Here is a 21,017-nt window from a genome sequence, read left to right on the forward strand (position 1 = left end):
GGAGGCCAACCATGCCCGTGCGCCTGAAAAAGCTGATCGGAGCGTTCCTGCTGGTGGCGCTGGTCATCATCTACGCGCTGGTCGCATCGATCTTCGCGGTCGCCCGGCTCTCGGAGTCGAGCCCGTGGGTGCATTTCCTGTTCTTCCTGCTCAGCGGCCTGCTGTGGGTGCTGCCGGCGATGGGCATCATCAAGTGGCTGATGCTGGAGCCGAAGGCGAAGCGCTGAACCGGAACCCGGCCCCGCAGCAGTCAGATCGTCACGAGCATCTTGCCGGCGTTGGCGAGCGGCGTGGTCACGCCCGACAGCATGGTGCGGATATGAGCGAGGCTCTGGTAGCGGCCGTTGACTGAAATGCGCGGCAAGGCATGCAGGAACCCGGCATGTTCGGCGCGCAGCACGCCATGGCGCGTGGTCACGGCGGAGGCATAGCCGGCGTCGCGGGCAAAACCCACTTCGCGGCAGCCCACCGCCCTGGCATAGCCATAGGGATAGGCGAAATGGCTGGGCCTTTCGCCCAGTTCGGCCTGCAGCATGTCACCCACGGCGCCGATCTCGTGCCGCGCATCGGTTTCGGAAAGCCGCTTCAGATTGCTGTGGTTGATCGTGTGGGCGCCAATCGCCACCAGCGGATGCGTGGCGATGCGGCGGATTTCATCCCAGTTCATCAATGTCCGCAGGCGCGGGCCGTCGGCGTCGACGCCATTCGAGCGAGCCAGGTCACGCAGCACGGCTTGCAGGGCTTCCTCGCGGACTTCGGAGGTGAGATAGACATGCAGGCGTATATTGGCCTGTAACTTCTTCGCAGGGGTCGAGCAGTCGATCACCAGCGGGCCATTCGGCCGCGTCAGGGTGAGGCTGTCGCGCGCGTTGACGATGTCCTCGACCACATCCCACCACAAATCGGCGGTGCCGTTGATCAGCCCGGGCGCGACATAGATGGTCATCGGCGCGCCGTGCTTCTCCAGCACCGGCAGCGCCTCCGTCATGTTGTCGCGATAGGCGTCATCGGCGGTGATGGTTGCGAACTCGCCACCCTTGCCGCCCGCCTTGATGCGCTCGACCGCTTCATCCATGGAAACAAAGGCATAGCCGCTCGCCTTCATGTCGGCGATCACAGCATCGAGGAAGCCAGGCGCGATGTTCAGATGGCGGTTGACGCTATCGGGCTTTTCGGGCGTCGCGGTCACGCGGTGCAGCATAAGTATGGCGCCAATGCCGCCGATGAACGGCTTGGCCAGCGGTGCAAGACCGGAATAACGGGCGACGTTCAGCGCCAGTTTCCGGATTGCCTCGCCCCCGTCGATCATTCATTCACCTTTTGCGCCTAGGCTAAACCAAGCACGGAATGCGCCTATGCGGCTCCCCAAATCGCCATCAGTACGCCCTAAGGATTGAGGTATGGTTGACGCAACAGCGTCATTTGACGGCAATCGGCTCGCTGCGACCGAGGCGTCGCCGCGAGCCTTGCCGGGAGACCAGGCCGGCCTGTCGATTTCCGTGACATCCGCGGAAGGGCTCGCGGCCTATGCCGGGTTCTGCCGCTCGGCTCTGTTTGCGCCGGCGCAGAGTGCCGGCTGGATACTGAACTGGGCCGAGCAGGTCGGACCGGATCTGCTCATAGCGACGCTCAGCGCCGAAGGCCGGCCGGTTTTTTCGCTGGCCCTGGAGGTCACCGCGAAAGGTCCGTACCGCGTCGCCCGCTTCATGGGCGACCGCCACGCCAACGGCAACTTCGTCGCCGCTGATCCGCAGTGGCTGGCCAGGGCGGATATCCCGGCCATTCGATCGCTGTTGGCGACCATCGCCAAGGCACGCCCGGACATCGATCTCGTCGCGCTCGAGCGGTTGCTGCCCGATCTCGACGGTGTCACCAATCCACTCGCCTTGCTTGACCATTTTGCCAGCCCAAACTTGTCGCTGGCCGTCGATCTCGGCGGTGGCTTCGATGCGCTGCTGTTGCGCGCCAGCGGCAAGCGCAAGCGCAAGAAGCACCGCTCGCAGATGCGCAAGTTCGAAGCCGTCGGCGCCCACGGGCGCATCGAGGCGCGCACGGCGGACGAGGTGGACAGGCTGCTCGATGCCTTTTTCGAGATGAAGGAATTCCGCTTCCGCAAGATGGGCATTTCCAACGTCTTTGGCGACGAGCAGGTGCGCGCCTTCTTCCGTGCGCTGTTCACGCACGCGCTTGCCGAAGACAAGCCCTCCTTCGTGCTGCACGGGCTCGAGGTGGCCGGCAAGCTGCGCGCCGTCACCGGGTCAAGCCGCTCCGGCAAGCGCCTGATCTGCGAGTTCGGAGCGATCGCCGAGGACGATCTCGGCAATACCAGTCCCGGCGACTTCCTGTTCTTCGACAACATCCAGGAAGCCTGCGAGACCGGTTTTGCCGTCTATGACTTCTCCGTCGGCGACGAGCCCTACAAGCGGCTATGGTGCGATATCGAAACCCAGCATTTCGAGGTGCTGGTCCCCTTGACGCTGAAGGGCCGCGCGCTGGCGGTGACGCTCCGGCAAGGCGCAAGGTTCAAAGCCTTCATCAAGAACAGCCCGACGATCTGGAAGCTGACCAAGATGCTGCGCCGCAAGACTGCCGGACAAGCGGCGCCCACGACCGGCGAGAATGAGAGCTAGTTTCGGAAATTCAGGGCTCCTCTAAGGGGCGGCTTTGACTCGGAGATCGAGATCGGCCTCGATGTCGTCAAAGCCTTAAGCTGTCGCCACGGAGTGAGGACGATGATGCCGACCATCCGCACGCTGTCACTGCATGAGTTGGCGGTTCTCATCGACTGGGCGGCGGCGGAAGGCTGGAACCCTGGTCTTGAAGACGCGGCGATGTTCCAGGCTGCGGATCCCGCGGGCTTTATCGGCGCCTTTGCCGGCGACGAAATGGTCGCGGCAATCTCGGCAGTGGCCTATGGAAGCGGATTCGGCTTCATCGGCCTCTACATCTGCCGGCCGGACAAGCGCGGCAAGGGCTACGGCAAGGCGGTGTGGGACGCCGGCATGGACAGGCTTGCCGGCAGGACCGTCGGCCTCGACGGTGTCGCCGAGCAGCGCGCCAATTACAGGCGCAAGGGCTTCGAACCCGCCTACGAGACCATCCGCTATAGCGGCCGCGCGGCAGGCCCGGTGGTCGAGGCCGACGGGTTGCGCACCGTGACGGCCAAGCTCGTGCCCGACATCATCGCTTATGACGCATATTGCTTTCCGGCACCCCGGCGAGCCTTCCTGCAGCGATGGCTGCAGGCGCCGCATCATGCGTTGGCGGCGGTCAGCCCGCGCGGTACCACCGGCTATGGCGTGGCTCGACCGTGCCGCTCGGGCTTCAAGATCGGCCCGCTGTTTGCCGACAGCGACGACACGGCGCTGCAGCTGCTGGACGGACTGGCGGGGGCCTGCGAGGGCGGCGACCTGCACATCGACGTTCCCGCCGAAAAGGCCGGTTTCATTGCGGCACTCGAGGCGGCCGGCTTTGCGCCGACCTTCAAGACCACCCGCATGTACAAGGGCCCGGCCCCGGAGCTCGGCCTGCAGCGGCTGTTCGGCGTGACGACCCTGGAATTGGGATAGATCAGGCGGAGCGTCAGGCCGCCGAGCGCCGTCCCGGCACCGGATTGCCGGGCGGTTCGTGGCCGAGCGGCGTCACCAGCGTCAGGTCGGGATAGCCACTTTCGATCAGCTTGACCGCGGCCTGCGTCACTTCATCGTCCGGCTCCAGCATGGACAGCAACACCTCGGTCGCATCGCCGGCCAGACGGCTGATGCCTTGCGCGTCGGCCGGTCCGCATTCGACCACCACCAGATCATAGGCTGTGGTCAGCGACTGCATGATGATCGGCAGCCGGTCGGCGGCGCGCATGGCGCGGACCGGATCGGCGGTGCCGACAGGAATGACGTGGCAGTCAGAATAGAGATCGGCATGGATGACGTCGCTGAACTGCGCTTCCGAAGCGAGCAGGTTGGTGATGCCGGGGAAAAGGCCGCTGTCCAGCATCGGCCGCGAGGCGGCCCCCGAAGCGGTAAGGTCCAGCAACAGGACGCGCAGGCCGGCGTCGGCGACCTCGCGTGCCACCAGGACCGCCGACGCGGCGGCCTCGTCGCCCTCCGGCGAGACGAATATGGCGCGCGCCGCACCGCTGGCGATCAGCTTTTCGGCGGCCTTCTCAATGTCGATCTCGCCCAGAGTGGAACGCACCGGTTCGGCCTCGGCAGCCGTCTCCTGCGCTGTCGCTGCTTCGGTCATCGCGACCATATCAGGCGCTTCGGCCGCATGCGCATAAGGCGCATCGATCTCGGGCATCGCGGTGGCATAGGGCATCACGGCTGTGTAGGGCTCCGACCTCGTGTCAGCCGGGCCTTCTCCCATCTCCGGGCGAAGGATAGGGTCCTGGAGGACGGCGGGCTCCTGGTGGACAGCCGGCATCGCGACCCTATCCAGCGCCTGAGCTACATGGGGCATCGCGACCTCATCGATGCGTTCGAAGCGGGAACCGGTCGCCGGCCGCATGGCGCGGCCAGAAAACAGCTCCCTTAGGAGCGTCACGATGGCCATGACCAGCAGCGATGCGACGAAGGCGGCACTGACGATGGGCAGGACCTTCGGGAAATACGGCTCGGACGGCACCTGCGCCAAGGAAACCACCCTTGCATCGACGGGCAGATAGTTGCGATCCTTGCGCGACGCCGCGCTGAGGTAGTTCGCCTGGTACGATTCGAGCTGCTGGCGCTTGGCGGCCGCATCACGCTGCAAGGCATCAAGCTCGACCTGCTGTTCGCCGGCGCGGGCCGATGCCGCCTTCAATGTGTTGACGTCGGCGACAAGCTGGTTCTCACGAGCCTGCGCGGTCTGCGCCTGGGTCATCAGACCCTTCATCAGCTTTTGCGCCTCGTTGCGGATCTGGCCGTCGAGATCGGCAAGCTGAGACTTCAACGCCCGGATGCGCGGATGATTGTCGAGCAAGGTGGTGGAAAGATCGGCGATGTTGGCCCTGAGCTCGACCTGCCGCTCGCGCAGGCGCTGGATCAGATCGGAAGACAAGACCTCAGGCACGGCATCGAGCGAACCGCCGCCCTGCAACGCCTTGCGCACGCTGTCGGCGGTCGCTTCCGCCGAGGCGCGGTTGGCGCGTACACGCATCAGTTCGCTCGACAGTTCGGAAAGCTGCTGCGTGGCAAGCACCGAATTGTTGCCGCCCATCAAAAGATCGGATTGTGCACGGTAGGTGGCAACCTTGGCCTCGGCATCCCTAACCTTCTGCTGCAGGTCGGCGATCTCCGGCGCCAGAAAATCAGCGGCGGCGTTGTTCGATTCGAGCTTGGCGGCCCCTTGCCCCTCAATATAGGCGGCGGCAATGGCATCTGGTACGGCAGCCGCGAGCTTGGGATCTTCCGATGAGAACTCAATGGCAATGATGCGGGTCTTCTCGACGCTATAGACGTTGAGCTTCTCATGCATTTTCTTGAGGACGCGCTCTTCCGTCGGAATTTCCATCGGGTCGCTCTTCAGACCGACGAGGACCAGAGCGCGGCTCAACGGCGACATGTCGAGTGCTTCGTCGAACTCGGGCAGCTTCTCCAGACCAAGCTTTTGCGCGACCTGCTTGAGGATTTCGTTGGAGGAAATGATCTGGACCTGGGTGGCGACGCCCTGTTCATCGAGAATTGGCTTGTCGGCGTCGTTGTTGCTGGCCGGCCGCGTATAAACGGATTCACGCGGCGCAATCTCGACCTGGGTCTGTGCCTTGTAGTGACGTGTGGCAAACGAGGCGAGCGCGAAAGCCGCGCCGGTCACCACCAGTGCGACGACGAGGATGCGCAGCCAGTTCCTCGCCAGGCTGGCGAAGAGCTGCCTGAGATCGACGTCAACATCTGCGGCCGCGGACTGAACGGACATGCATCCCTACTCCGATACTGGGTCAGGACACACCGTAAACAACTATGGTAACTCAGCCGTTAAGATGGCCGTAAGTTTGCGTTAGGGTTTACTGGCGGACGCCAAACAAAACCGCCAAAAAAATCGCAAAACTCTCGCCGCCGCGCGCTGTGTCGGCCGCTCCCTTTACCGGCCATTAACCCTAACAGGATGATAACGGACCTCGATCCCTAGAGTTGCTGCGGGGCTGCAGCGGCCAGTCGAAGGTACCTGTCCGGTCATGAAAAGCACTGCTTCCCTGTTTCGCGCGCTGCTTGCCGTATCGATGCTTGCCGGCTGTTCCAGCTACCGGCCGACGCCGGCAGCCTTCCACGAAGTGCTCGAACAGCCTTATCGTCTTGGCGCGGGCGACCGCGTCCGCGTCACCGTGTTCGAGCAGGACGGGTTGACCAACACCTACAGCGTCGACCAATCCGGCTACCTCTCCTTCCCGCTTGTCGGCGCCGTACCGGCGCGCGGCCACACAGCGCAGCAGATGGAAAAGGAAATCGCCGACAAATTGCGGCAAGGCTATCTGCGCGATCCCGACGTTTCGGTCGAGATCGACCGCTACCGGCCGATCTTCGTCATGGGCGAAGTGGGTGCCGCAGGCCAATACTCGTACGTCCCCGGCCTGACGGTGCAGAAGGCAATCGCCATCGCTGGCGGTTTCACCCCGCGCGCCAATCAGGAAAGCGTCGACATCACCCGCGACATCAACGGTAAGGTGATGACCGGCCGCGTGGTCACGTCCGACCCGCTGCTGCCGGGCGATACGGTCTACGTCCGCGAACGCCTGTTCTGACGACCCACGTGGTGGACAACCTCAGGATCGTCCATTGCTTTCGCTCACCCGTCGGAGGAATTTTCCGCCATGTGCGCGACCTGACCGAGGCGCAGGTCGCTGCCGGACATTCTGTCGGCATCGTCTGCGATTCGACGACGGGCGGCGAGTTCGAGGAACGTCTGTTCGAGCAGATGAAGGATATGCTGGCGCTCGGCATCCATCGCACGCCGATGCAGCGCCATGTCGGCCCGGGCGACCTTGCGTCGGCCTGGCGCACTTACAGGATCATCAAGGAATTGCGGCCGGACGTGTTGCACGGGCACGGCGCCAAGGGTGGCGCCTATACCCGTCTGTTCGGCTCATTGTTGCGGGTATCAAGGTCTCGCGTAGCCCGCCTTTATTCGCCGCATGGTGGCTCTCTCCACTATGACGAGCACACGACCACCGGAAAGCTGTTCTTCGCGCTCGAGCGCTTCATGGCGCTCTTCACCGACCACCTGCTTTTTGTCTCCGACTACGAAAGGCGAACCTATCGCCGCAAGGTCGGGGAGCCGCAGATCCCCAACACCCTGGTCTACAATGGATTGCGCGCCGCCGAATTCGAGCCCGCAATCACCGGGGCCGACGCAGCCGATCTGCTCTATATCGGCATGATGCGCGACCTGAAGGGTCCCGACATCTTCATCGACGCGCTGGCCCTCGCCGGCCCCCGGCTCGGCCGCGCGCTGACCGCGGTGATGGTTGGCTCCGGCGACGACCTACCCCGCTACCACGCCCAGGTGAAACGCCTCGGGCTTGAGGGCTACGTCCGCTTCCTGCCGCCGATGCCGGCCAGGGAGGCTTTCGCGCTGGCGGCACTCGTCATCGTTCCCTCGCGGGCCGAAGCCATGCCCTATATCGTCCTGGAGACGCTCGCCGCGGGAAAGCCGATGATCGCCACGTCGGTCGGCGGCATACCGGAAATCTTCGGCTCCGGCTCCCCTGCCCTGATCCGGCCTGGCCCAGTCGAGCTTGCCGACAAGGTGAGCCAGGCGCTGGGCGACCTCGCCGCCTATCGCAAGCTGATGCCGGATGGCGCCAGCCTCAAGGCACGCTTCGGCGCCGATGTGATGGCCGCCGACATCGAGAAGGCCTACTTCGCCGCGATCAACAAATAGGCCTCAAGCCCCAGGCCGTTTCAAAGCCACTTGTTGTTTCAAGGCTTTCTTAGCTCTCTTTTGCTATTCACCGTAGGGAAGCTTGCGGAAAGCCCCATGAACGAGATCGACCCCGCGCGCCGCTTTTCACCAGAGGCGGTGCGTAAATTCGACGGCCCGGCCGAAGGCGACACGCCGCCCGGCGGCATGAACGATGTCGCCCGCCAGGTCGCCTCGCAGTACAGGCGCGATACCATGTCGCCGATCATGGTCAGCGGCGTGCTGCGCATGGTCGAATTCGGCTTGCTGCTGGTGTCCGGGCTCGGCATCTATTTCTACTATGTCGGGTTCTTCAACTATCTCGCCTGGCAATACCCGCTGACGATCGCCGCTTCGTCGTTCCTTGCCGTGGTGCTGCTCGACGTCACCGACTGCTACCAGATCGTGGCCCTCATGCGGCCCATCGCCAATTTCGGCCGCGTGCTGCTGGTCTGGGCCGGCACTTTCGCCCTCATGGCGCTGATGGCATTCGTCATGAAGATGTCGGAAGACTATTCGCGCCTTCTGCTCGGCACCTGGTTCGTCATCGGCTTCGTTCTCCTCTTCGGCCTCAGACTGGTGATGTCGAAGCTGATCCGGCGCTGGGCGCGCGATGGCCGCATGGAGCGGCGCGCCGTCATCGTCGGCGGTGGCAAGGCGGCTGAGATGCTGATCCGCTCGGTCGAAAAGCAGCCCTATAACGACATCCGCATCTGCGGCATCTTCGACGATCGCGGCGACAAGCGCTCACCGCCCATCGTCGCCGGCTATCCCAAGCTCGGTACCATTTCGGAGCTGATCGAGTTCGCCCGCATCGCCCGCATCGACATGCTGATCGTATCGCTGCCGCTGACCGCCGAATCGCGCGTGCTGCAGCTGTTGAAGAAGCTGTGGGTGTTGCCGGTCGACATCCGGCTGTCGGCGCATTCCAACGCGCTGCAGTTTCGCCCGCGCGCATATTCCTACATCGGCTCGGTGCCGATGCTCGATATCTTCGACAGGCCGATCAACGACTGGGATTCGGTCGCCAAGCGCGCCTTCGACATCGTCTTCAGCCTGATCGGCATCGTCGTGTTCTCGCCGGTGATGCTGGCGACCGCCATCGCCATCAAGCTCGACAGCAAGGGACCGGTGCTGTTTCACCAGAAGCGGCACGGCTTCAACAACGAGATCATCGAAGTCTACAAGTTCCGTTCGATGTATACGGACAAGGCCGACCCGACCGCCAAGCAGACGGTGACCAAGAACGACCCGCGCGTCACCCGCGTCGGCCGCTTCATCCGCAAGACCTCGATCGACGAGCTGCCGCAGTTCTTCAACTCGCTGCTGGGTTCATTGTCGCTGGTCGGCCCGCGTCCACACGCCATCGCCGCGCAGTCGCACAACCTTCTCTACAACGAAGTGGTCGACGGCTATTTCGCGCGTCACAAGGTCAAGCCCGGCGTCACCGGCTGGGCGCAGATCAATGGCTGGCGCGGCGAGATGGACACCAACGAGAAGATCCGCATGCGGACGGAGTACGACCTCTATTACATCGAGAACTGGTCGCTGCTGTTCGACTTGCGGATCCTGTTCCTGACGCCCGCCCGGCTGCTGAACACGGAAAACGCCTATTGAGCGCGATTTCCCATGAGCTGCCGCAGGCCGCGGTCAACGCCAAGCTGATAGCGCTGATTTCCTCAGCCGCGGTGTTCGTCGGCATATTCCTGTCCGGCTTCGTCATCAGCGAACCGGCGCCCTATGAACTCTACATGGCCGGGCTGATCGCCATCTGGGGTCTATTCGGCCTCAGGCTGTCGCGCGCGGCAATGCCGCTGCTGGTGCTGCTGGTGACGATGAACATCGGTGGCATGATGGCGATGACGCAGATGGCGGATCTCGCCAACACGCCGCTCTATCTCGCCGTCTCGCTGTTTCTCGCCTTCACCGCGGTGTTCTTCGCCTCGGTGACCGCGGTGCAACCCAGCCTCTACCGGCTGATCTTCTTCGCCTATGTCGTGTCGGCGGTGATAACCTCTCTGCTTGGCATAGCGGGCTATTTCCACGCCTTTCCGGGCGCCGAGATGTTCACCAAATACGACCGGGCCGCCGGTGCCTTCCAGGACCCGAATGTGTTCGGCCCGTTCCTGGTGCTGCCCGGTATCTATTTGCTCTATCTGCTTTTGACCGGGCCGGTCACGCGCATGCCGCTGCTGGCGGTGCCGCTGCTGATCATAACCGCCGGCATCTTCTTTTCCTTCTCGCGCGGCGCCTGGGGCATGTTCGCCGTTTCGGCTGTCCTGCTCACCGGCTGCCTGTTCCTGCAGAGCGCCAGCGGCATGTTCCGACTGCGCGTGGTGGTGATGACGGTCGCGGCACTGTCGCTGCTGGTCGTCGCCATGATCGTCATCTTGCAACTGCCCGGCGTGTCGGAGATGTTTTCCAACCGCGCCCATCTCGAACAGAGTTACGACACCGCTCGCCTCGGCCGCTTCGCCCGCTACGCAATCGGGTTCCAGATGGCGCTCGAGCATCCGTTCGGCATCGGCCCGCTGGTCTTCGGCACGATCTTTGGCGAAGACACGCACGATATCTGGCTGAAGATGCTGATGGACTATGGCTGGCTCGGCTTCGTGTCGTTCCTGACTCTCGTCGCCTGGACGATAGCAGCCGGATTCCGCATCCTGCTGCGCGACCGGCCGTGGCAGCCCTATCTGCTGTGCGCCTATGTCGCCTTCATCGGCAATATCGGGCTCGGCACCTTCATCGACATCGATCACTGGCGCCATGTCTACCTGCTGCTCGGCCTGATCTGGGGCGCCATCGCGCTTGAGTACAGGCACCAGCGGCTGTTGCGGCCGAACCCGGTAAAAGCCCAAGGTGGAAGGCGAGCTGTAGAAGGCGGTTGGTTTGCGAGCGTCAAGGAGTTTGAGCGCTCGTAAGTTCCTGTATTTTCTCGAGAAGATTTTGGCCAGTAGTTGGTAGACCTGCGTCAGTTCCCCTGGCGATAATTCGACTCTGATGTCGTACTGCCCGGAATAATTCACCTGCAGATTTACCGTCCCGAACAGTGTCGTTGCGCCATCACGTATGTCGGTCGCCACGATCATGTGTTGCAATGACTGGTCTAGCAGAATGACGCCGGGTTCTCCGGGGTGATTGTGTCTTGTCGTCCTGATCTTCACGTCAACCTCCTTTTCGGACCTTTCAAGAAGAGCGCAGAGTCAGCCGAGATTACCGCAGTTTCGATGCTGTGACGGTGCGCTTGGTATCGGGGATGGCAGACGGAGACTTTAATAATTAAAATTGGCGGGTTTGAGCGGCTCTCTGTCATCGTGGTTCAAAATCGAGGCGATCCGCCTAAGGTTGGACATCGCCTCATCGATCAGTCGCCAGGATGGCTGTCCTTGTGCCGCGTCTCTAGCGCTCGCCAGATCGCCTCTTACGATCTGCATTATCTCCTGGGCGGCTTCTTTCTTGTCCATACGACCATTCCTGCGAGACAATGAAGGCAGTCTTGACTGCTATCATGTCACGACGGTAGGCAGGTCCACAACGGAACCATGTGGTTGCCGCCGGTTGCTCCTGCGGCGGGCACAATAAAAGGGATCCGCATTTCGGGTTTCTTGGTGGTTGAGCAGACCGGATTCGGAAATCGATTGAGCGCCCACCATATCTTTTCGATGTCGGAGTCGCCTTGACCCTCTTCCCAAGGTGTCCAGCCCTTGCCCGGTCGCGCAGTCAGTTCGCTATCGCGCATCAGAGAGCCGCCCGACCTACGCTGGATTAGGGAGCTTCTGTCTCAACACTTGAACAACCTTGCCGTAGATCTGCCCTTCCAGAGCGGTGAGCGAAGTGGCCGATTTAGGCGGCCGGCGCTCCTACCTAAAACTCCGTTCCCGGATTGTCATTATCCGCTCGCAGCGACACTGCCGCCAGGAAGGAGGGCACAGACCGTTTTGATTTTGCGCGCGCTCTCTTCAAGCGTGTTTCCGTGTACTCTACGAATAAGACGCTCTTGCTAAACATCAAGTTGAAATCCTCGCCCTTAAAACCGCGACTTAGGGTGGCGTAGACTCCGGATAAAGCAGACGGCGGCACGTTCACCTTTTCCATGGGGATCTTTGATTTCCAAATCATCGAGCAGCCAAGCGAGATGGCCTTGTAAATACTTGTTTTCCCCATTTTCCAAGTTACAAGTTGGCAATCCTATTTCAGAGATCCTCTTCATCCGCAGGCGTCGACCATAAACCGCGGCCACATCGACCGCGGAAGATGCAGATGATTCTGCGCGACGCCTATTCCCTCCAGCGCGTCCCAGCGTGCCGCTTCTTCCTATCGGGTGGGCCGAACTCACGCTCTGCCCAGATAGGCCGCTCCGGGGGCACGAAGCCACGGTGGAATTCCACCATGTAATCGAGAACATCATTGCCAATGCGACGCCAAGTTTCCTCTGCCAAATCGCGCGGCACCTCGCGGCGGTTCTCAACAATTCCAGCCTCTACGAGATCCTCAAAGAAGTCGTAGCCGCTCAGGCGTCCATGCGACGTTGCTCGTCCTGCTTGTTCATGGCCAGCCTGGCGCGTAGGGCAGCACGCTCTTCTTTCGTATTGCAGTGAAACGGCTCCCCGCTGCTTTCGCGGCACAGCAAGCGTGGTCTGCTGATGAATGATGAGTTGGTCATGGGTGGTCATCCCATCTGGAGAAACCGGCGAGGCCGGTAGTGCCGACCGCGATGGGCGGCCGGCAGAAAATCATGGTGCAGCGCAACAAAGATATTKCGTTGCACGCAAACTTCCGTAAGCTGGCTCTAATATGCAGCAGCATAGGCCGGGGGGCGGTAGCCACGGCTCTTCAGTTACTTGGGAGAGCCGTGGTGGCTACCTGGGCCGCTTTGTCCTGTATCTGCTTGTTGTCATTCGTCGGTTTTGTTACCCAGACGGATTTTTCAGCTATTTTTGGAAGGTAGGACTTTGGGGGTAAGTCCTTGTTTTTTAAATGGTCGGAGTGGCCGGATTCGAACCGACGACCCCTTGACCCTCAGTCTTAAATACTAGGTTTTATAGCCATTCATAGCGTTGCAGAGAGTAGGCCAGAACCGCAGAAATCCAACGATATCCAACTTATGCCCGCTTGACTATTATGCTGCCGCTACCTAAATGCTGGCTACATAGTGGCTATAAAGGGGGATGGACGTGGCTACAATCAAGATCACGGCGGCTGCAGTTTCAGGCATCATGGAAGGTGCCAGGCCGAACAAAACAACTTACTATTTTGACGATGACCTAACCGGTTTCGGCCTGTACCGGACGACAGGCAATACAGGAACATATTTCGCCGAATATCGGCCGGTGGCTGGCGGCGCCAAAAAGAGATTGAAGCTCGGCCGCGTCGGAACTCTAAAAGCCAACGAGGCGCGCGAGGCAGCGCGCAGGGCGATTGCGAACGCTGCCCTTGGCAAGGATTTGGTCAAAGAGCGGTCGGACGAACGGGGCGGCTGCACAGTCAAGAAGCTGGTTGAGGACTATATCGCTGGCAAGGATATGAAGGAGTCGACACGCGCGTTCTACAAAATCACGCTGGCCAAACATATTGAGCCTCAGATGGGCACAACGAAGGCGGTTGCCCTCACCCGTGTCGACGTACAGCGCGCGCATTCCACCATGTCAAAGCAGGCGAAATATTCAGCGAACAGGGCAATAGCACTGCTGTCTGCCGCCTTTGTTTGGGGCGCCAAGCGCGGCTACGTTCCGGAGGGAATGAATCCAGCGGCAAAGATCGACAGAAACAAAGAGGAAGCCCGCGAGCGGTTCCTATCTGCTGACGAAATGGCAAGCCTAGGAGATGCGCTCCGCGAAGCCGAAACGATCGGCATTCTGCACAAGCGGTCAGACAGCAAACATGCGCCCAAAGAGAAGAACCGCACCGTTTACGGGCCACATGTAACGGGCGCCATTCGATTGTTGATGCTAACCGGATGCCGTTTGCGGGAGATCTTGAATCTGCGATGGTCGGAATATGATCCCAAGCGCGGATTATTGCTCCTGCCGGACTCAAAGACAGGGCGCAAGACCGTAGTGCTTTCCGGCGCAGCCCAAGCTGTGTTGGACGCTTTGCCGCGCGTTGGCAAATATGTGATTGCCGGTCACTCGGCAGCAACAGAGCATGAGGCACCTCGCGCCGATCTAAAAAAGCCGTGGGCAGCAATAGCCGCGCGGGCCGGCCTTGGTGATGTCCATCTTCACGACCTACGCCACACGTTCGCGTCGGTCGGCGCTGGCGACGGCATGTCCCTGCCAATCATAGGGAAGTTGCTCGGCCATGCCGATGCTGGCACCACGCAACGCTACGCCCATCTTCACGTCGACCCGGTGCGCGCGGCGGCAGATGCCATTGCCGGAAAGATCGCCGATGCGATCGGGGGCCGGTGATGGCGCCGCTTCCAAAGGGATACGACGCCCACTCATTTTGGATACTTGACTTGCTCCATCGGGGGAAACGCAAGGAGGCGAAAGAGCGGATAATCAAGGTCCTGGAGATGGCCGAAATACTCGGTTGGCAGAAAGACGGCCAGCCGCACAGGCGGCGGGTGTCGATGGCGACTGAAAAGCTCACAAGGGCGAAACTGGCAAACTACACAGGCCGCAAGTGGAAGCTTACCGCAGCCGGGCAGGATGCGGCATCCGACGCAAAAGCGGAGCGCTTTAAGGCAGAGCAAGCGGCAGCCTCTGTGTCACGTTTCGTCGAAAGAAATCGCTGTCCGGATCCGTCTGACGACGCGGACGACTGATCGCGAAAACTGGACGAATTCTGGCAAATCGTCCGTACGGACAAAATCACGGACGACCAGCCAGCAAAATGGCGAAAAACATAATGATTTCAAACTGTACGCGACGGACGGCAATTCTCTAAAAACAGCTTGTGGTGGGGGTGGATTTATCCACCCACCCACTGTCGTCCGTCCGTCCTGATTCCCTAGGGTACGGACAACGGACGATTTCTAAGAAACGAGGAGATTACCCCATGAAAGCAAAACATGACCACCAATGTAATTTCGATCGCTCCCTTCGAAGCTGCCTACCCGGTTAAGCAAATGGGCGGCAAGACGAACTGGTATCCGTGCCAGGTCGTCGGCGTGGTTCACGACGGATCGTATGACCAGGGCCGATTTGTGGTGATCACTGAAGGCGATGACGGTCAGTTGTACACCAGCTCTTTTCCGACCGTGCGCCGGGTTGACGAATGATGGGAGACGCCAGTGGCTGCAGCAAGCACCGTCGAGACCAATGGCGAAACGGTACAAGTTCGCCGGATTTCTTGGGAGGCACTATGGAAGCTGCGGCCGGACCTGAAGAAGCCTGCGAACGATAACGACCCGGCTTACAACTCGCCGAATTCATCCTCGTTTCGGTCTGACGGGATGCGCTCAGAGTCAACGGGTGGCTGAAAGCGCAGATCAACGCGAGCCTGCGCGCGGCCGACCTCCTCGCCGAATTTATAGGCCGCGTAGAGTGCGCCGAGTCGAAACAGCAATTTAAGCATTGGTGGATCTCCTTCCGCAGGGAAACCAACGCAGACGGCAGATTGTTCCACAGACTGGAACCATGCACATCAAATGCTCGTTCATCTGACTGGTATGAAGGAGGAGAACGCAAATATGGCCGCAAAGAAATCGACCGATACCAGCCGCCTTAAGAAGGGGAGCTCGAAGTTGAGCACCTGACGGAGGTGACGGATGTCACGGCCAAACAAGCACGCGAGCTACTTCGCAAGCACGGCGCTGACTGGCCGAAATTGAAAGACGAAGCAAAGGCCTTGAAGGACGATGACTAATGGGCAAGAAGACCGATGATCTCAAGCGAGAGATTCAGAATGCCGTCGCCGTGCTAAACGAATGCGAGGCTGCCATGCGCCTTGGGGAAAGTAGCCGCGCGCACGATCTAATTCGCGATACCATAGTAAGGCTTGAGCGACTCCTTCACGACGCTCAAAGTCTCCCTCACACTTAGTGCAGTTGCGCTGCACCATGATTTTTCTACCCGTCCCGCACAGAGCGGTTCGGCAGTACCGGCCAGGCCGGTTTCTCGTATGGGGTTGACCACCCAATGAACACGACCACCCGAAAAGAAATGCTTGCCCTTGCCGACGCCATTCTAAAAGCCAATCCGGAAAAGCCGTCGACTGTCCGGATACGCTACCGCGGCGGGCGCCCAGCTCTGACCTGGATGAAGAAGCACAACGCCACCGGCGCCGCCGCTCTGTGGCTTGTAGCCAGAGAGCGGTTGCCGCAAGCCGAGAATGACAATCTTCCAGAAGCCGGGTTAAACGTCGACCGGAGTCGGAAGGATGGTAGGCCTCGAGGCAAGAATCCGGATCCCCGTTCGCTTGAGGCTTACATGGCGCTGCCGACCGTACAGCCGCGCCTCGGTGACGCGGAGCCGGAGCCAGCGCGAACGGGGAACTGGGATGGGGCATCGCGCGGTGTCTGCATCAAATCGCAGGAATGGATCCATCCAGACGCCGTTTTCACGTCTGCGACGTGCTTCAGCTTCCATCCTCCAGAGATAGCGAGCGGCGCAAGCTTCCTTGGCGCTATGGGCGGGCTCGGCCAGCTCAAAATGGGAAAGCGCCGGGGTGACGTGCGACTCCCCGGCCGGGCCGATCCATCCAATCCGCCTCCAGAGATCGATGCCGTTATCGAAGCGATCTTGGCAGGAGGCGGTGTTGCTGACGTCGGCAAGGCTCTCGGCGCAAAAGGCGGACATGCAGACCGCCGCGGAGGCGCGGCTTTGCTCGCGGCAGGCCAGTGGGCGATGCTGGCGGTCGCGAACGACAACCGGCTCACAAGTGTAGCAACAAGTTCAGGATCAGCGGCAAAAGCGGGATGAGCTTGAACACCTCTTCTCGAGAGAGGTGCCACCACTTTCGTTTCCTGGGAGGGGGCCTGCGCATACAATTCTCCATTTGAAAAACTCAAATCGAGAATCCTTTCGGGCCGATTTCTTATGTAGCGCCTGCGATGGTTGTTTTCGCAAGCGGTTTCTTTAGAAAAAATCTGGAGCTATCCGCTATTTTTTCCATTTCCCAATAACTCACTGTTTTTAAATGATCTTTTTCGTCTGTGAATTACGGGTATGGAACCAGATGCTACAGTGAATAAGTGTTGCAATCTTCGGAAGTGCCAAATCGTGGACCCGAAAAACCTATAGGGCAACAACAACGAAATCGGGGCGCTTCGGCGTCCCTTTCTTTTGCGCCTGACGCCTCGTCACCGTCATTCGCTAACGCGCTTTTTGTGGAAGTACCGCATGGCGCGGTCAATTGCGCACCTTCGGGTACGCCCCTTTTCCCAAAATCCGACTGCCGCAGTCAGCGGCCAGTCGTTGATCGACCCCGCTCGCCTCGTCGGAGGTGGGCGGGGTACCGCTTTTCGAGATCATGGAAGGAATAGACATGGCAACCGCGAAACGACCACCGGAGACAACCGCCGCTCAGGAATTCGAGGCAATTCAGATCAAGGCTGCATCACTCAAGGCGCGCGACAAGGAACTACTCGCCGAGCAGATCGAACTCGAGCAGGCCGGTATCCGACCTGAACTACCGGCCGCTGGCGCTAACGTGAGGGATTTGGCTGCTGCGCTGCTCGAAGGCTCCGCGGCTCCGGCCGAACGCTTGCCAACACCAGGAGAAAATCTTCACCATCTCATTCTCGAGCGTCAGGCGGTCTCCTTCGCGCTAGACGCGCTGGCCGAGCTCGAGAACACAGCCCGGCGCATCGCTGCTGCAGAGATGCTCCAAGAATCGGCGGCGGAATGGCGGGAAATCGTGCGGCAACGCGCCCTGGCTGTTCTCGCACTTCGGCGCATCAACGCCGCGGCCTTCGACTTCCGTGAGCGCATCCGCCGCGTTGCCCGGACCAGTCCAAACTTGATCTGCGACGTCACCAGCGGGCCGCTGTTCGGCCCGCCAGTGGTCGGCGACGGAGCGTACGTCTTTCTCGAATCCGCCATTGCGGCCGGGATCATTAGCAAAAAGGAAATTCTAAATGCGGCATGAACTTTTTAACACAGGCGCACGTGTTCGCGCCTTCGATAACGACGCCGACGCCTTGAAGGCCGGCATGTTTTTCCGAGCTGCGCTGCACAAGGGCGACGATGTTGCCACAGCCTGGTGCGCGAAAAGCGGGGTGCGTCTCGAGAAGGCGCAGGGCGAGACCAAGACGCTGACCTCGCAAGCCGAAGCCAACGGCACATTCGGCGGCTATCTTGTCCCGACTGAAATCGAGGCCGGAATCATCAAGATCCGCGCTTTGGTTGGAACATTTCGGCGCAACGCATCCGTTAAAAGGATGGGCTCGGACACACGTTCGTTCCCGCGGCTCGACACCGGACTCACGGCTGCTTTCGTAGGCGAAAATGCCGCGATTTCTGAGCAGGACAGAACCTGGAGTTCCGTGACCCTCAACGCCAAGAAAGCCGCAGCATTGTCGCGCATTTCGAGCGAACTTGGCGAGGATGAAACCGTCGACCTCGGCCAGGATTTCGCCGAAGATGCCGCATACGCTTTGGCTGCACTCGAGGATTCCTGCGGCTGGAACGGAGACGGAACCGGCGCCTATGGCGGTATCACTGGCGTCTCAACGAAGATCATCGATGGCAATCATACCGCGTCCGTCATCACGGCGCCGGGAACCTCCCACGACACTTTTGACGAACTTGACGCCGCGGACTTAGGTGCGCTTGTGGCGCTGTGCCCAGAGTACGCCCTGCCGAGCGCGAAATGGTACTGCTCGAGCTACGCTTTAGGTCGCACATTCGCACGCTTGGGCGCCACAGCGGCCGGCATGACGATGACCGCCACCGGGCCACGGCCTGCAATGCAGTATCTCTCTTGGCCGATTGAGCCTGTCCCGAGCTTGCTGGGTGCAGGCGATCAGTCCGGCAAGGCGATGATTTTCTTCGGCGACCTGTCGATGGCCGCGACACTCGGCGACCGGCGAGGCATCACCGTTAAGAAGACTGAGGAGCGCTACCTCGAATACGACCAGGTCGGCGTCCGCGCGACAGAGCGTTTCGACATCAACGTCCATGACTTGGGCAGCAACACTGTTGCCGGTCCGCTCGTTGCGCTGGTGGGCAATTGAGATGACTGAGATCAAACGCTCCTCCGCTCACGCAGTCCTGAAGTTTGCCGGCGATGGTATCGGATCCCGACAGGTCCGTGCCATTGTGTCTACCGGCGAGGTCGACCGAATGGGCGACATTATCGAACAGGCCGGCATCAAGCTCGATGCCTTCCGCCGCTCGCCGACTATCCTCTGGCAGCACGATGCAGATCACCCGATCGCCAAGGCACTCAGCGTCAATGTTGAAGGCGGCAAGCTCGTCGCTCTTGTGCAGTTCCCCGATGCTGGCGTCAGTGCAAAGTCGGATGAGGTCTATGGCCTGATAAAGGCTGGCGTCATCAACTCGACGAGCATCGGCTTCGTGCCTCTGAAGAGTGCGCCGATTGATGCGTCGAAGCCTTACGGCGGCCAGCGCTTCACCAGCAGCGAGATGCTTGAGTTCAGCTTTGTCAGTGTGCCCGCCAACTCGAGCGCTTTGATCACCGGAAGATCGACTAGCCAGACGCCTCGCCTCGATGCAGCACGGCGCAAGCTCGCTCAGCTCCGGTCATAATCAATCAAGTTTTGGGAGCCAAGAGACGGGCAGCCCGAAGCCCAGCGACGAGGTGTCCGTCTGCCCTCAGTCGCTGGGCTTTCTCTTTCGCACAAGGAATTCAAGATGCCTAATCAAGACCGGCAAACCGGTACCGTGGTCACGTGGGTGCCCGGCTCGGCCTATGGCTTCATCGCGCCCCATGATGGTGGCGCTGACCTGTTCGTTCACGTCACCGCATTGCCCGACAGCATTGATGCGCTGCGCGTCGGAGAGCGAGTGTCGTTCAGCAGCCAGGTCGACAGCCGCACGGGCAAGCTGCGAGCCGTCAACGTCGAGGCAGCGTGACTACAACCCAGGGTATAGGGGGTCTCGACGAAAAGCCGAGACGGGGGCTTAGACCGCTTCTGGGCTTACCTTTGCGTTTCGTATCCCCGGTTCAATCCACGCGCGCGAGGAGGCCTGAAAATGGGTTCTAGAGGACCAAAATCCGCTGCAGAGCTTGCTGTTGTTCCCATTTCCACGCCTACCAAGGCCGCGCGAAAAGGTCCGTCTGCTCCGAAGCACTTGACCGCGGCGACGCGCCGCTGGTGGAACGAGGTGGTCGCTGACTTTGATCTCGAGAGCCAACATTTGCGCCTTCTGCAGAACGCCTGCGAGAGCTGGGATCGGGCGCAGCAGGCACGGGCAGCCCTCGCAACGCTAGGTCTGACGTTCACCGACGAAAAAGGCGTGCCGCGGGCACGGCCAGAGGTCGCGATCGAGCGGGATTCGATGATCAGATTCGCGCGATTAGTCCGGGAATTGGACCTTTCCGACGGTCCAAGCGAAGGCGCCAGGCCGCCATCGCTGGGCAGCAATCGAGGTTGACATGCCAATAAAACGCCGAAAACGGAAGCTGCGCATCGCGCGTATCACTGCGGACTTGCTGCCCGTAGTCGAGCGCCTGCTCGAGTTGCAGGGCCAACACCTCGCCGCCATACGCGGCGATGACCGGACATTTTACTCAGACGGGCGGCATGAGGAACTGATCGCGCACACAGTCGACGTCTATTCGGCGCTGAGCATTAAGCCCTGGCAGGACGCATCAGACATCATTGCCGAGGCGCTGGCCGCGGTGGAATGACCCCCTAACGCTGGCCGCAACAGCCATCAAATCACAGGAATAATTCAATGAACACCGCACGTGACCAACTCGCCACGGCTTACAAAACCATGAAAAAGGCCGACATCTCCGCCCATGCGCTGGACCTGGCTGACGAACTCGAAGGCCTGGCCGAGATGATCACCGGCCAAAACGTGATGCTTACCTCGCTTGCCGAACTCATCGGGGCGCTGAAGACGAACATCAGGGCAATCGACACGTTGGCTAGGGAAGGCAAGAAGCGCGCGGCGCGGGAAGCACTCGCGGCGCTGGCTGCCATCCCTGACATCGCTCCCGTGCCTGTAGCTGTGTTCTCGCCAGAATGGTCGACCGCGATGTTCAGCCCAGCCGAGGCCCGTCACTGA

At 60.8% G+C, this 21,017-nt stretch carries 24 protein-coding genes; 18 read left to right on the forward strand and 6 right to left on the reverse strand.

All coding sequences use genetic code 11. From position 1 onward, the window contains the following. Positions 1–11 precede the first annotated feature (11 nt). On the forward strand, positions 12–227 hold the full coding sequence (locus AC1D08_RS31295) for a DUF2842 domain-containing protein (RefSeq protein ID WP_457152663.1): 216 nt from the start codon (positions 12–14) through the stop codon (positions 225–227). Positions 228–250: 23 nt separating this feature from the next. Here AC1D08_RS31295 and AC1D08_RS31300 read toward each other — a convergent pair whose 3' ends face one another. Beyond that, positions 251–1,309: a polysaccharide deacetylase family protein gene (locus AC1D08_RS31300; RefSeq protein WP_477424966.1), complete on the reverse strand. Its 1,059-nt coding sequence runs from the start codon at positions 1,307–1,309 to the stop codon at positions 251–253. 91 nt (positions 1,310–1,400) lie between these two features. Here AC1D08_RS31300 and AC1D08_RS31305 point away from each other — a divergent pair, with 91 nt between their 5' ends. Further along, complete coding sequence (locus AC1D08_RS31305; protein ID WP_457152665.1) at positions 1,401–2,630, forward strand: GNAT family N-acetyltransferase; 1,230 nt, start codon at positions 1,401–1,403, stop codon at positions 2,628–2,630. A 102-nt stretch (positions 2,631–2,732) separates the two neighbouring features. Next, a complete protein-coding gene (locus tag AC1D08_RS31310) occupies positions 2,733–3,569 on the forward strand; it encodes a GNAT family N-acetyltransferase (protein ID WP_457152666.1) in 837 nt (278 codons plus the stop codon). 13 nt (positions 3,570–3,582) lie between these two features. Here the strand turns inward: AC1D08_RS31310 and AC1D08_RS31315 are convergent, their stop codons facing one another. After that, on the reverse strand, positions 3,583–5,892 hold the full coding sequence (locus AC1D08_RS31315) for a GumC family protein (RefSeq protein WP_457152667.1): 2,310 nt from the start codon (positions 5,890–5,892) through the stop codon (positions 3,583–3,585). A gap of 259 nt (positions 5,893–6,151) precedes the next feature. Here AC1D08_RS31315 and AC1D08_RS31320 point away from each other — a divergent pair, with 259 nt between their 5' ends. The 4 genes from AC1D08_RS31320 (at position 6,152) to AC1D08_RS31335 (ending at position 10,793) form a co-directional block, all read left to right on the forward strand. After that, positions 6,152–6,715, forward strand: coding sequence for a polysaccharide biosynthesis/export family protein (locus tag AC1D08_RS31320; protein WP_095081215.1), 564 nt, complete (start codon positions 6,152–6,154; stop codon positions 6,713–6,715). Between the two features lie 8 nt (positions 6,716–6,723). Next, entirely contained in the window at positions 6,724–7,854 is a 1,131-nt protein-coding gene (locus tag AC1D08_RS31325; protein WP_457153656.1) for a glycosyltransferase family 4 protein, read from the forward strand. Between the two features lie 96 nt (positions 7,855–7,950). Further along, positions 7,951–9,489: an undecaprenyl-phosphate glucose phosphotransferase gene (locus tag AC1D08_RS31330; RefSeq protein ID WP_457153655.1), complete on the forward strand. Its 1,539-nt coding sequence runs from the start codon at positions 7,951–7,953 to the stop codon at positions 9,487–9,489. Next, on the forward strand, positions 9,486–10,793 hold the full coding sequence (locus tag AC1D08_RS31335; protein ID WP_457153654.1) for an O-antigen ligase family protein: 1,308 nt from the start codon (positions 9,486–9,488) through the stop codon (positions 10,791–10,793). Before AC1D08_RS31330 ends, AC1D08_RS31335 begins: the two co-directional genes overlap by 4 nt. A gap of 351 nt (positions 10,794–11,144) precedes the next feature. On the opposite strand, the gene AC1D08_RS31340 is transcribed toward AC1D08_RS31335, so the two are convergent. The 3 genes from AC1D08_RS31340 to AC1D08_RS31350 all read right to left on the reverse strand — a co-directional run bounded on the left by AC1D08_RS31340 (position 11,145) and on the right by AC1D08_RS31350 (position 12,545). Continuing rightward, complete coding sequence (locus AC1D08_RS31340) at positions 11,145–11,336, reverse strand: hypothetical protein (protein WP_457153653.1); 192 nt, start codon at positions 11,334–11,336, stop codon at positions 11,145–11,147. 47 nt (positions 11,337–11,383) lie between these two features. Beyond that, positions 11,384–11,611: a hypothetical protein gene (locus AC1D08_RS31345; RefSeq protein ID WP_457153652.1), complete on the reverse strand. Its 228-nt coding sequence runs from the start codon at positions 11,609–11,611 to the stop codon at positions 11,384–11,386. Positions 11,612–12,149: 538 nt separating this feature from the next. Further along, positions 12,150–12,545: a hypothetical protein gene (locus AC1D08_RS31350; protein ID WP_477307219.1), complete on the reverse strand. Its 396-nt coding sequence runs from the start codon at positions 12,543–12,545 to the stop codon at positions 12,150–12,152. Between the two features lie 501 nt (positions 12,546–13,046). Here AC1D08_RS31350 and AC1D08_RS31355 point away from each other — a divergent pair. The 3 genes from AC1D08_RS31355 (at position 13,047) to AC1D08_RS31365 (ending at position 15,097) form a co-directional block, all read left to right on the forward strand. After that, complete coding sequence (locus tag AC1D08_RS31355) at positions 13,047–14,282, forward strand: tyrosine-type recombinase/integrase (protein WP_457154818.1); 1,236 nt, start codon at positions 13,047–13,049, stop codon at positions 14,280–14,282. Further along, a complete protein-coding gene (locus AC1D08_RS31360) occupies positions 14,282–14,641 on the forward strand; it encodes a hypothetical protein (protein ID WP_457154819.1) in 360 nt (119 codons plus the stop codon). The genes AC1D08_RS31355 and AC1D08_RS31360 overlap by 1 nt, the downstream gene beginning before the upstream one ends. A 246-nt stretch (positions 14,642–14,887) precedes the next feature. Then, positions 14,888–15,097, forward strand: a complete 210-nt coding sequence (locus AC1D08_RS31365) for a hypothetical protein (RefSeq protein WP_457154820.1) — start codon at positions 14,888–14,890, stop codon at positions 15,095–15,097. 134 nt (positions 15,098–15,231) lie between these two features. Here AC1D08_RS31365 and AC1D08_RS31370 read toward each other — a convergent pair whose 3' ends face one another. Then, the gene (locus AC1D08_RS31370; RefSeq protein WP_457154821.1) at positions 15,232–15,393 is read right to left on the reverse strand and encodes a hypothetical protein; all 162 of its coding nucleotides are present in this window, start codon (positions 15,391–15,393) and stop codon (positions 15,232–15,234) included. Between the two features lie 563 nt (positions 15,394–15,956). Here AC1D08_RS31370 and AC1D08_RS31375 point away from each other — a divergent pair. The 8 genes from AC1D08_RS31375 to AC1D08_RS31410 all read left to right on the forward strand — a co-directional run bounded on the left by AC1D08_RS31375 (position 15,957) and on the right by AC1D08_RS31410 (position 21,017). Continuing rightward, complete coding sequence (locus tag AC1D08_RS31375; RefSeq protein ID WP_477424970.1) at positions 15,957–16,739, forward strand: hypothetical protein; 783 nt, start codon at positions 15,957–15,959, stop codon at positions 16,737–16,739. Between the two features lie 565 nt (positions 16,740–17,304). Continuing rightward, positions 17,305–17,907, forward strand: coding sequence for a hypothetical protein (locus tag AC1D08_RS31380; RefSeq protein ID WP_457154704.1), 603 nt, complete (start codon positions 17,305–17,307; stop codon positions 17,905–17,907). Further along, entirely contained in the window at positions 17,897–18,994 is a 1,098-nt protein-coding gene (locus tag AC1D08_RS31385; RefSeq protein WP_457154703.1) for a phage major capsid protein, read from the forward strand. Before AC1D08_RS31380 ends, AC1D08_RS31385 begins: the two co-directional genes overlap by 11 nt. A 1-nt stretch (position 18,995) precedes the next feature. After that, positions 18,996–19,529: an HK97 family phage prohead protease gene (locus tag AC1D08_RS31390; RefSeq protein WP_457154702.1), complete on the forward strand. Its 534-nt coding sequence runs from the start codon at positions 18,996–18,998 to the stop codon at positions 19,527–19,529. A gap of 105 nt (positions 19,530–19,634) precedes the next feature. Then, the gene (locus tag AC1D08_RS31395) at positions 19,635–19,856 is read left to right on the forward strand and encodes a cold-shock protein (RefSeq protein WP_457154701.1); all 222 of its coding nucleotides are present in this window, start codon (positions 19,635–19,637) and stop codon (positions 19,854–19,856) included. Between the two features lie 120 nt (positions 19,857–19,976). Continuing rightward, positions 19,977–20,378: a P27 family phage terminase small subunit gene (locus AC1D08_RS31400; protein WP_477424973.1), complete on the forward strand. Its 402-nt coding sequence runs from the start codon at positions 19,977–19,979 to the stop codon at positions 20,376–20,378. A 1-nt stretch (position 20,379) separates the two neighbouring features. Then, complete coding sequence (locus tag AC1D08_RS31405; protein WP_477424975.1) at positions 20,380–20,634, forward strand: hypothetical protein; 255 nt, start codon at positions 20,380–20,382, stop codon at positions 20,632–20,634. Between the two features lie 47 nt (positions 20,635–20,681). Continuing rightward, on the forward strand, positions 20,682–21,017 hold the full coding sequence (locus AC1D08_RS31410) for a hypothetical protein (protein ID WP_457154849.1): 336 nt from the start codon (positions 20,682–20,684) through the stop codon (positions 21,015–21,017).

It is taken from the genome of Mesorhizobium sp. P2_E6 (assembly GCF_056403835.1).

Excerpts from the sequence above, each read along its gene's own strand:
- AC1D08_RS31295 (WP_457152663.1), top strand. The coding sequence starts at position 12 with ATGCCCGTGCGCCTGAAAAAGCTGATCGGAGCGTTCCTGCTGGTGGCG.
- AC1D08_RS31300 (WP_477424966.1), bottom strand. The coding sequence starts at position 1,309 with ATGATCGACGGGGGCGAGGCAATCCGGAAACTGGCGCTGAACGTCGCC.
- AC1D08_RS31305 (WP_457152665.1), top strand. The coding sequence starts at position 1,401 with ATGGTTGACGCAACAGCGTCATTTGACGGCAATCGGCTCGCTGCGACC.
- AC1D08_RS31310 (WP_457152666.1), top strand. The coding sequence starts at position 2,733 with ATGATGCCGACCATCCGCACGCTGTCACTGCATGAGTTGGCGGTTCTC.
- AC1D08_RS31315 (WP_457152667.1), bottom strand. The coding sequence starts at position 5,892 with ATGTCCGTTCAGTCCGCGGCCGCAGATGTTGACGTCGATCTCAGGCAG.
- AC1D08_RS31320 (WP_095081215.1), top strand. The coding sequence starts at position 6,152 with ATGAAAAGCACTGCTTCCCTGTTTCGCGCGCTGCTTGCCGTATCGATG.
- AC1D08_RS31330 (WP_457153655.1), top strand. The coding sequence starts at position 7,951 with ATGAACGAGATCGACCCCGCGCGCCGCTTTTCACCAGAGGCGGTGCGT.
- AC1D08_RS31340 (WP_457153653.1), bottom strand. The coding sequence starts at position 11,336 with ATGGACAAGAAAGAAGCCGCCCAGGAGATAATGCAGATCGTAAGAGGC.
- AC1D08_RS31345 (WP_457153652.1), bottom strand. The coding sequence starts at position 11,611 with ATGCGCGATAGCGAACTGACTGCGCGACCGGGCAAGGGCTGGACACCT.
- AC1D08_RS31350 (WP_477307219.1), bottom strand. The coding sequence starts at position 12,545 with ATGACCACCCATGACCAACTCATCATTCATCAGCAGACCACGCTTGCT.
- AC1D08_RS31360 (WP_457154819.1), top strand. The coding sequence starts at position 14,282 with ATGGCGCCGCTTCCAAAGGGATACGACGCCCACTCATTTTGGATACTT.
- AC1D08_RS31365 (WP_457154820.1), top strand. The coding sequence starts at position 14,888 with ATGACCACCAATGTAATTTCGATCGCTCCCTTCGAAGCTGCCTACCCG.
- AC1D08_RS31370 (WP_457154821.1), bottom strand. The coding sequence starts at position 15,393 with ATGCTTAAATTGCTGTTTCGACTCGGCGCACTCTACGCGGCCTATAAA.
- AC1D08_RS31375 (WP_477424970.1), top strand. The coding sequence starts at position 15,957 with ATGAACACGACCACCCGAAAAGAAATGCTTGCCCTTGCCGACGCCATT.
- AC1D08_RS31380 (WP_457154704.1), top strand. The coding sequence starts at position 17,305 with ATGGCAACCGCGAAACGACCACCGGAGACAACCGCCGCTCAGGAATTC.
- AC1D08_RS31385 (WP_457154703.1), top strand. The coding sequence starts at position 17,897 with ATGCGGCATGAACTTTTTAACACAGGCGCACGTGTTCGCGCCTTCGAT.
- AC1D08_RS31390 (WP_457154702.1), top strand. The coding sequence starts at position 18,996 with ATGACTGAGATCAAACGCTCCTCCGCTCACGCAGTCCTGAAGTTTGCC.
- AC1D08_RS31395 (WP_457154701.1), top strand. The coding sequence starts at position 19,635 with ATGCCTAATCAAGACCGGCAAACCGGTACCGTGGTCACGTGGGTGCCC.
- AC1D08_RS31400 (WP_477424973.1), top strand. The coding sequence starts at position 19,977 with ATGGGTTCTAGAGGACCAAAATCCGCTGCAGAGCTTGCTGTTGTTCCC.
- AC1D08_RS31405 (WP_477424975.1), top strand. The coding sequence starts at position 20,380 with ATGCCAATAAAACGCCGAAAACGGAAGCTGCGCATCGCGCGTATCACT.
- AC1D08_RS31410 (WP_457154849.1), top strand. The coding sequence starts at position 20,682 with ATGAACACCGCACGTGACCAACTCGCCACGGCTTACAAAACCATGAAA.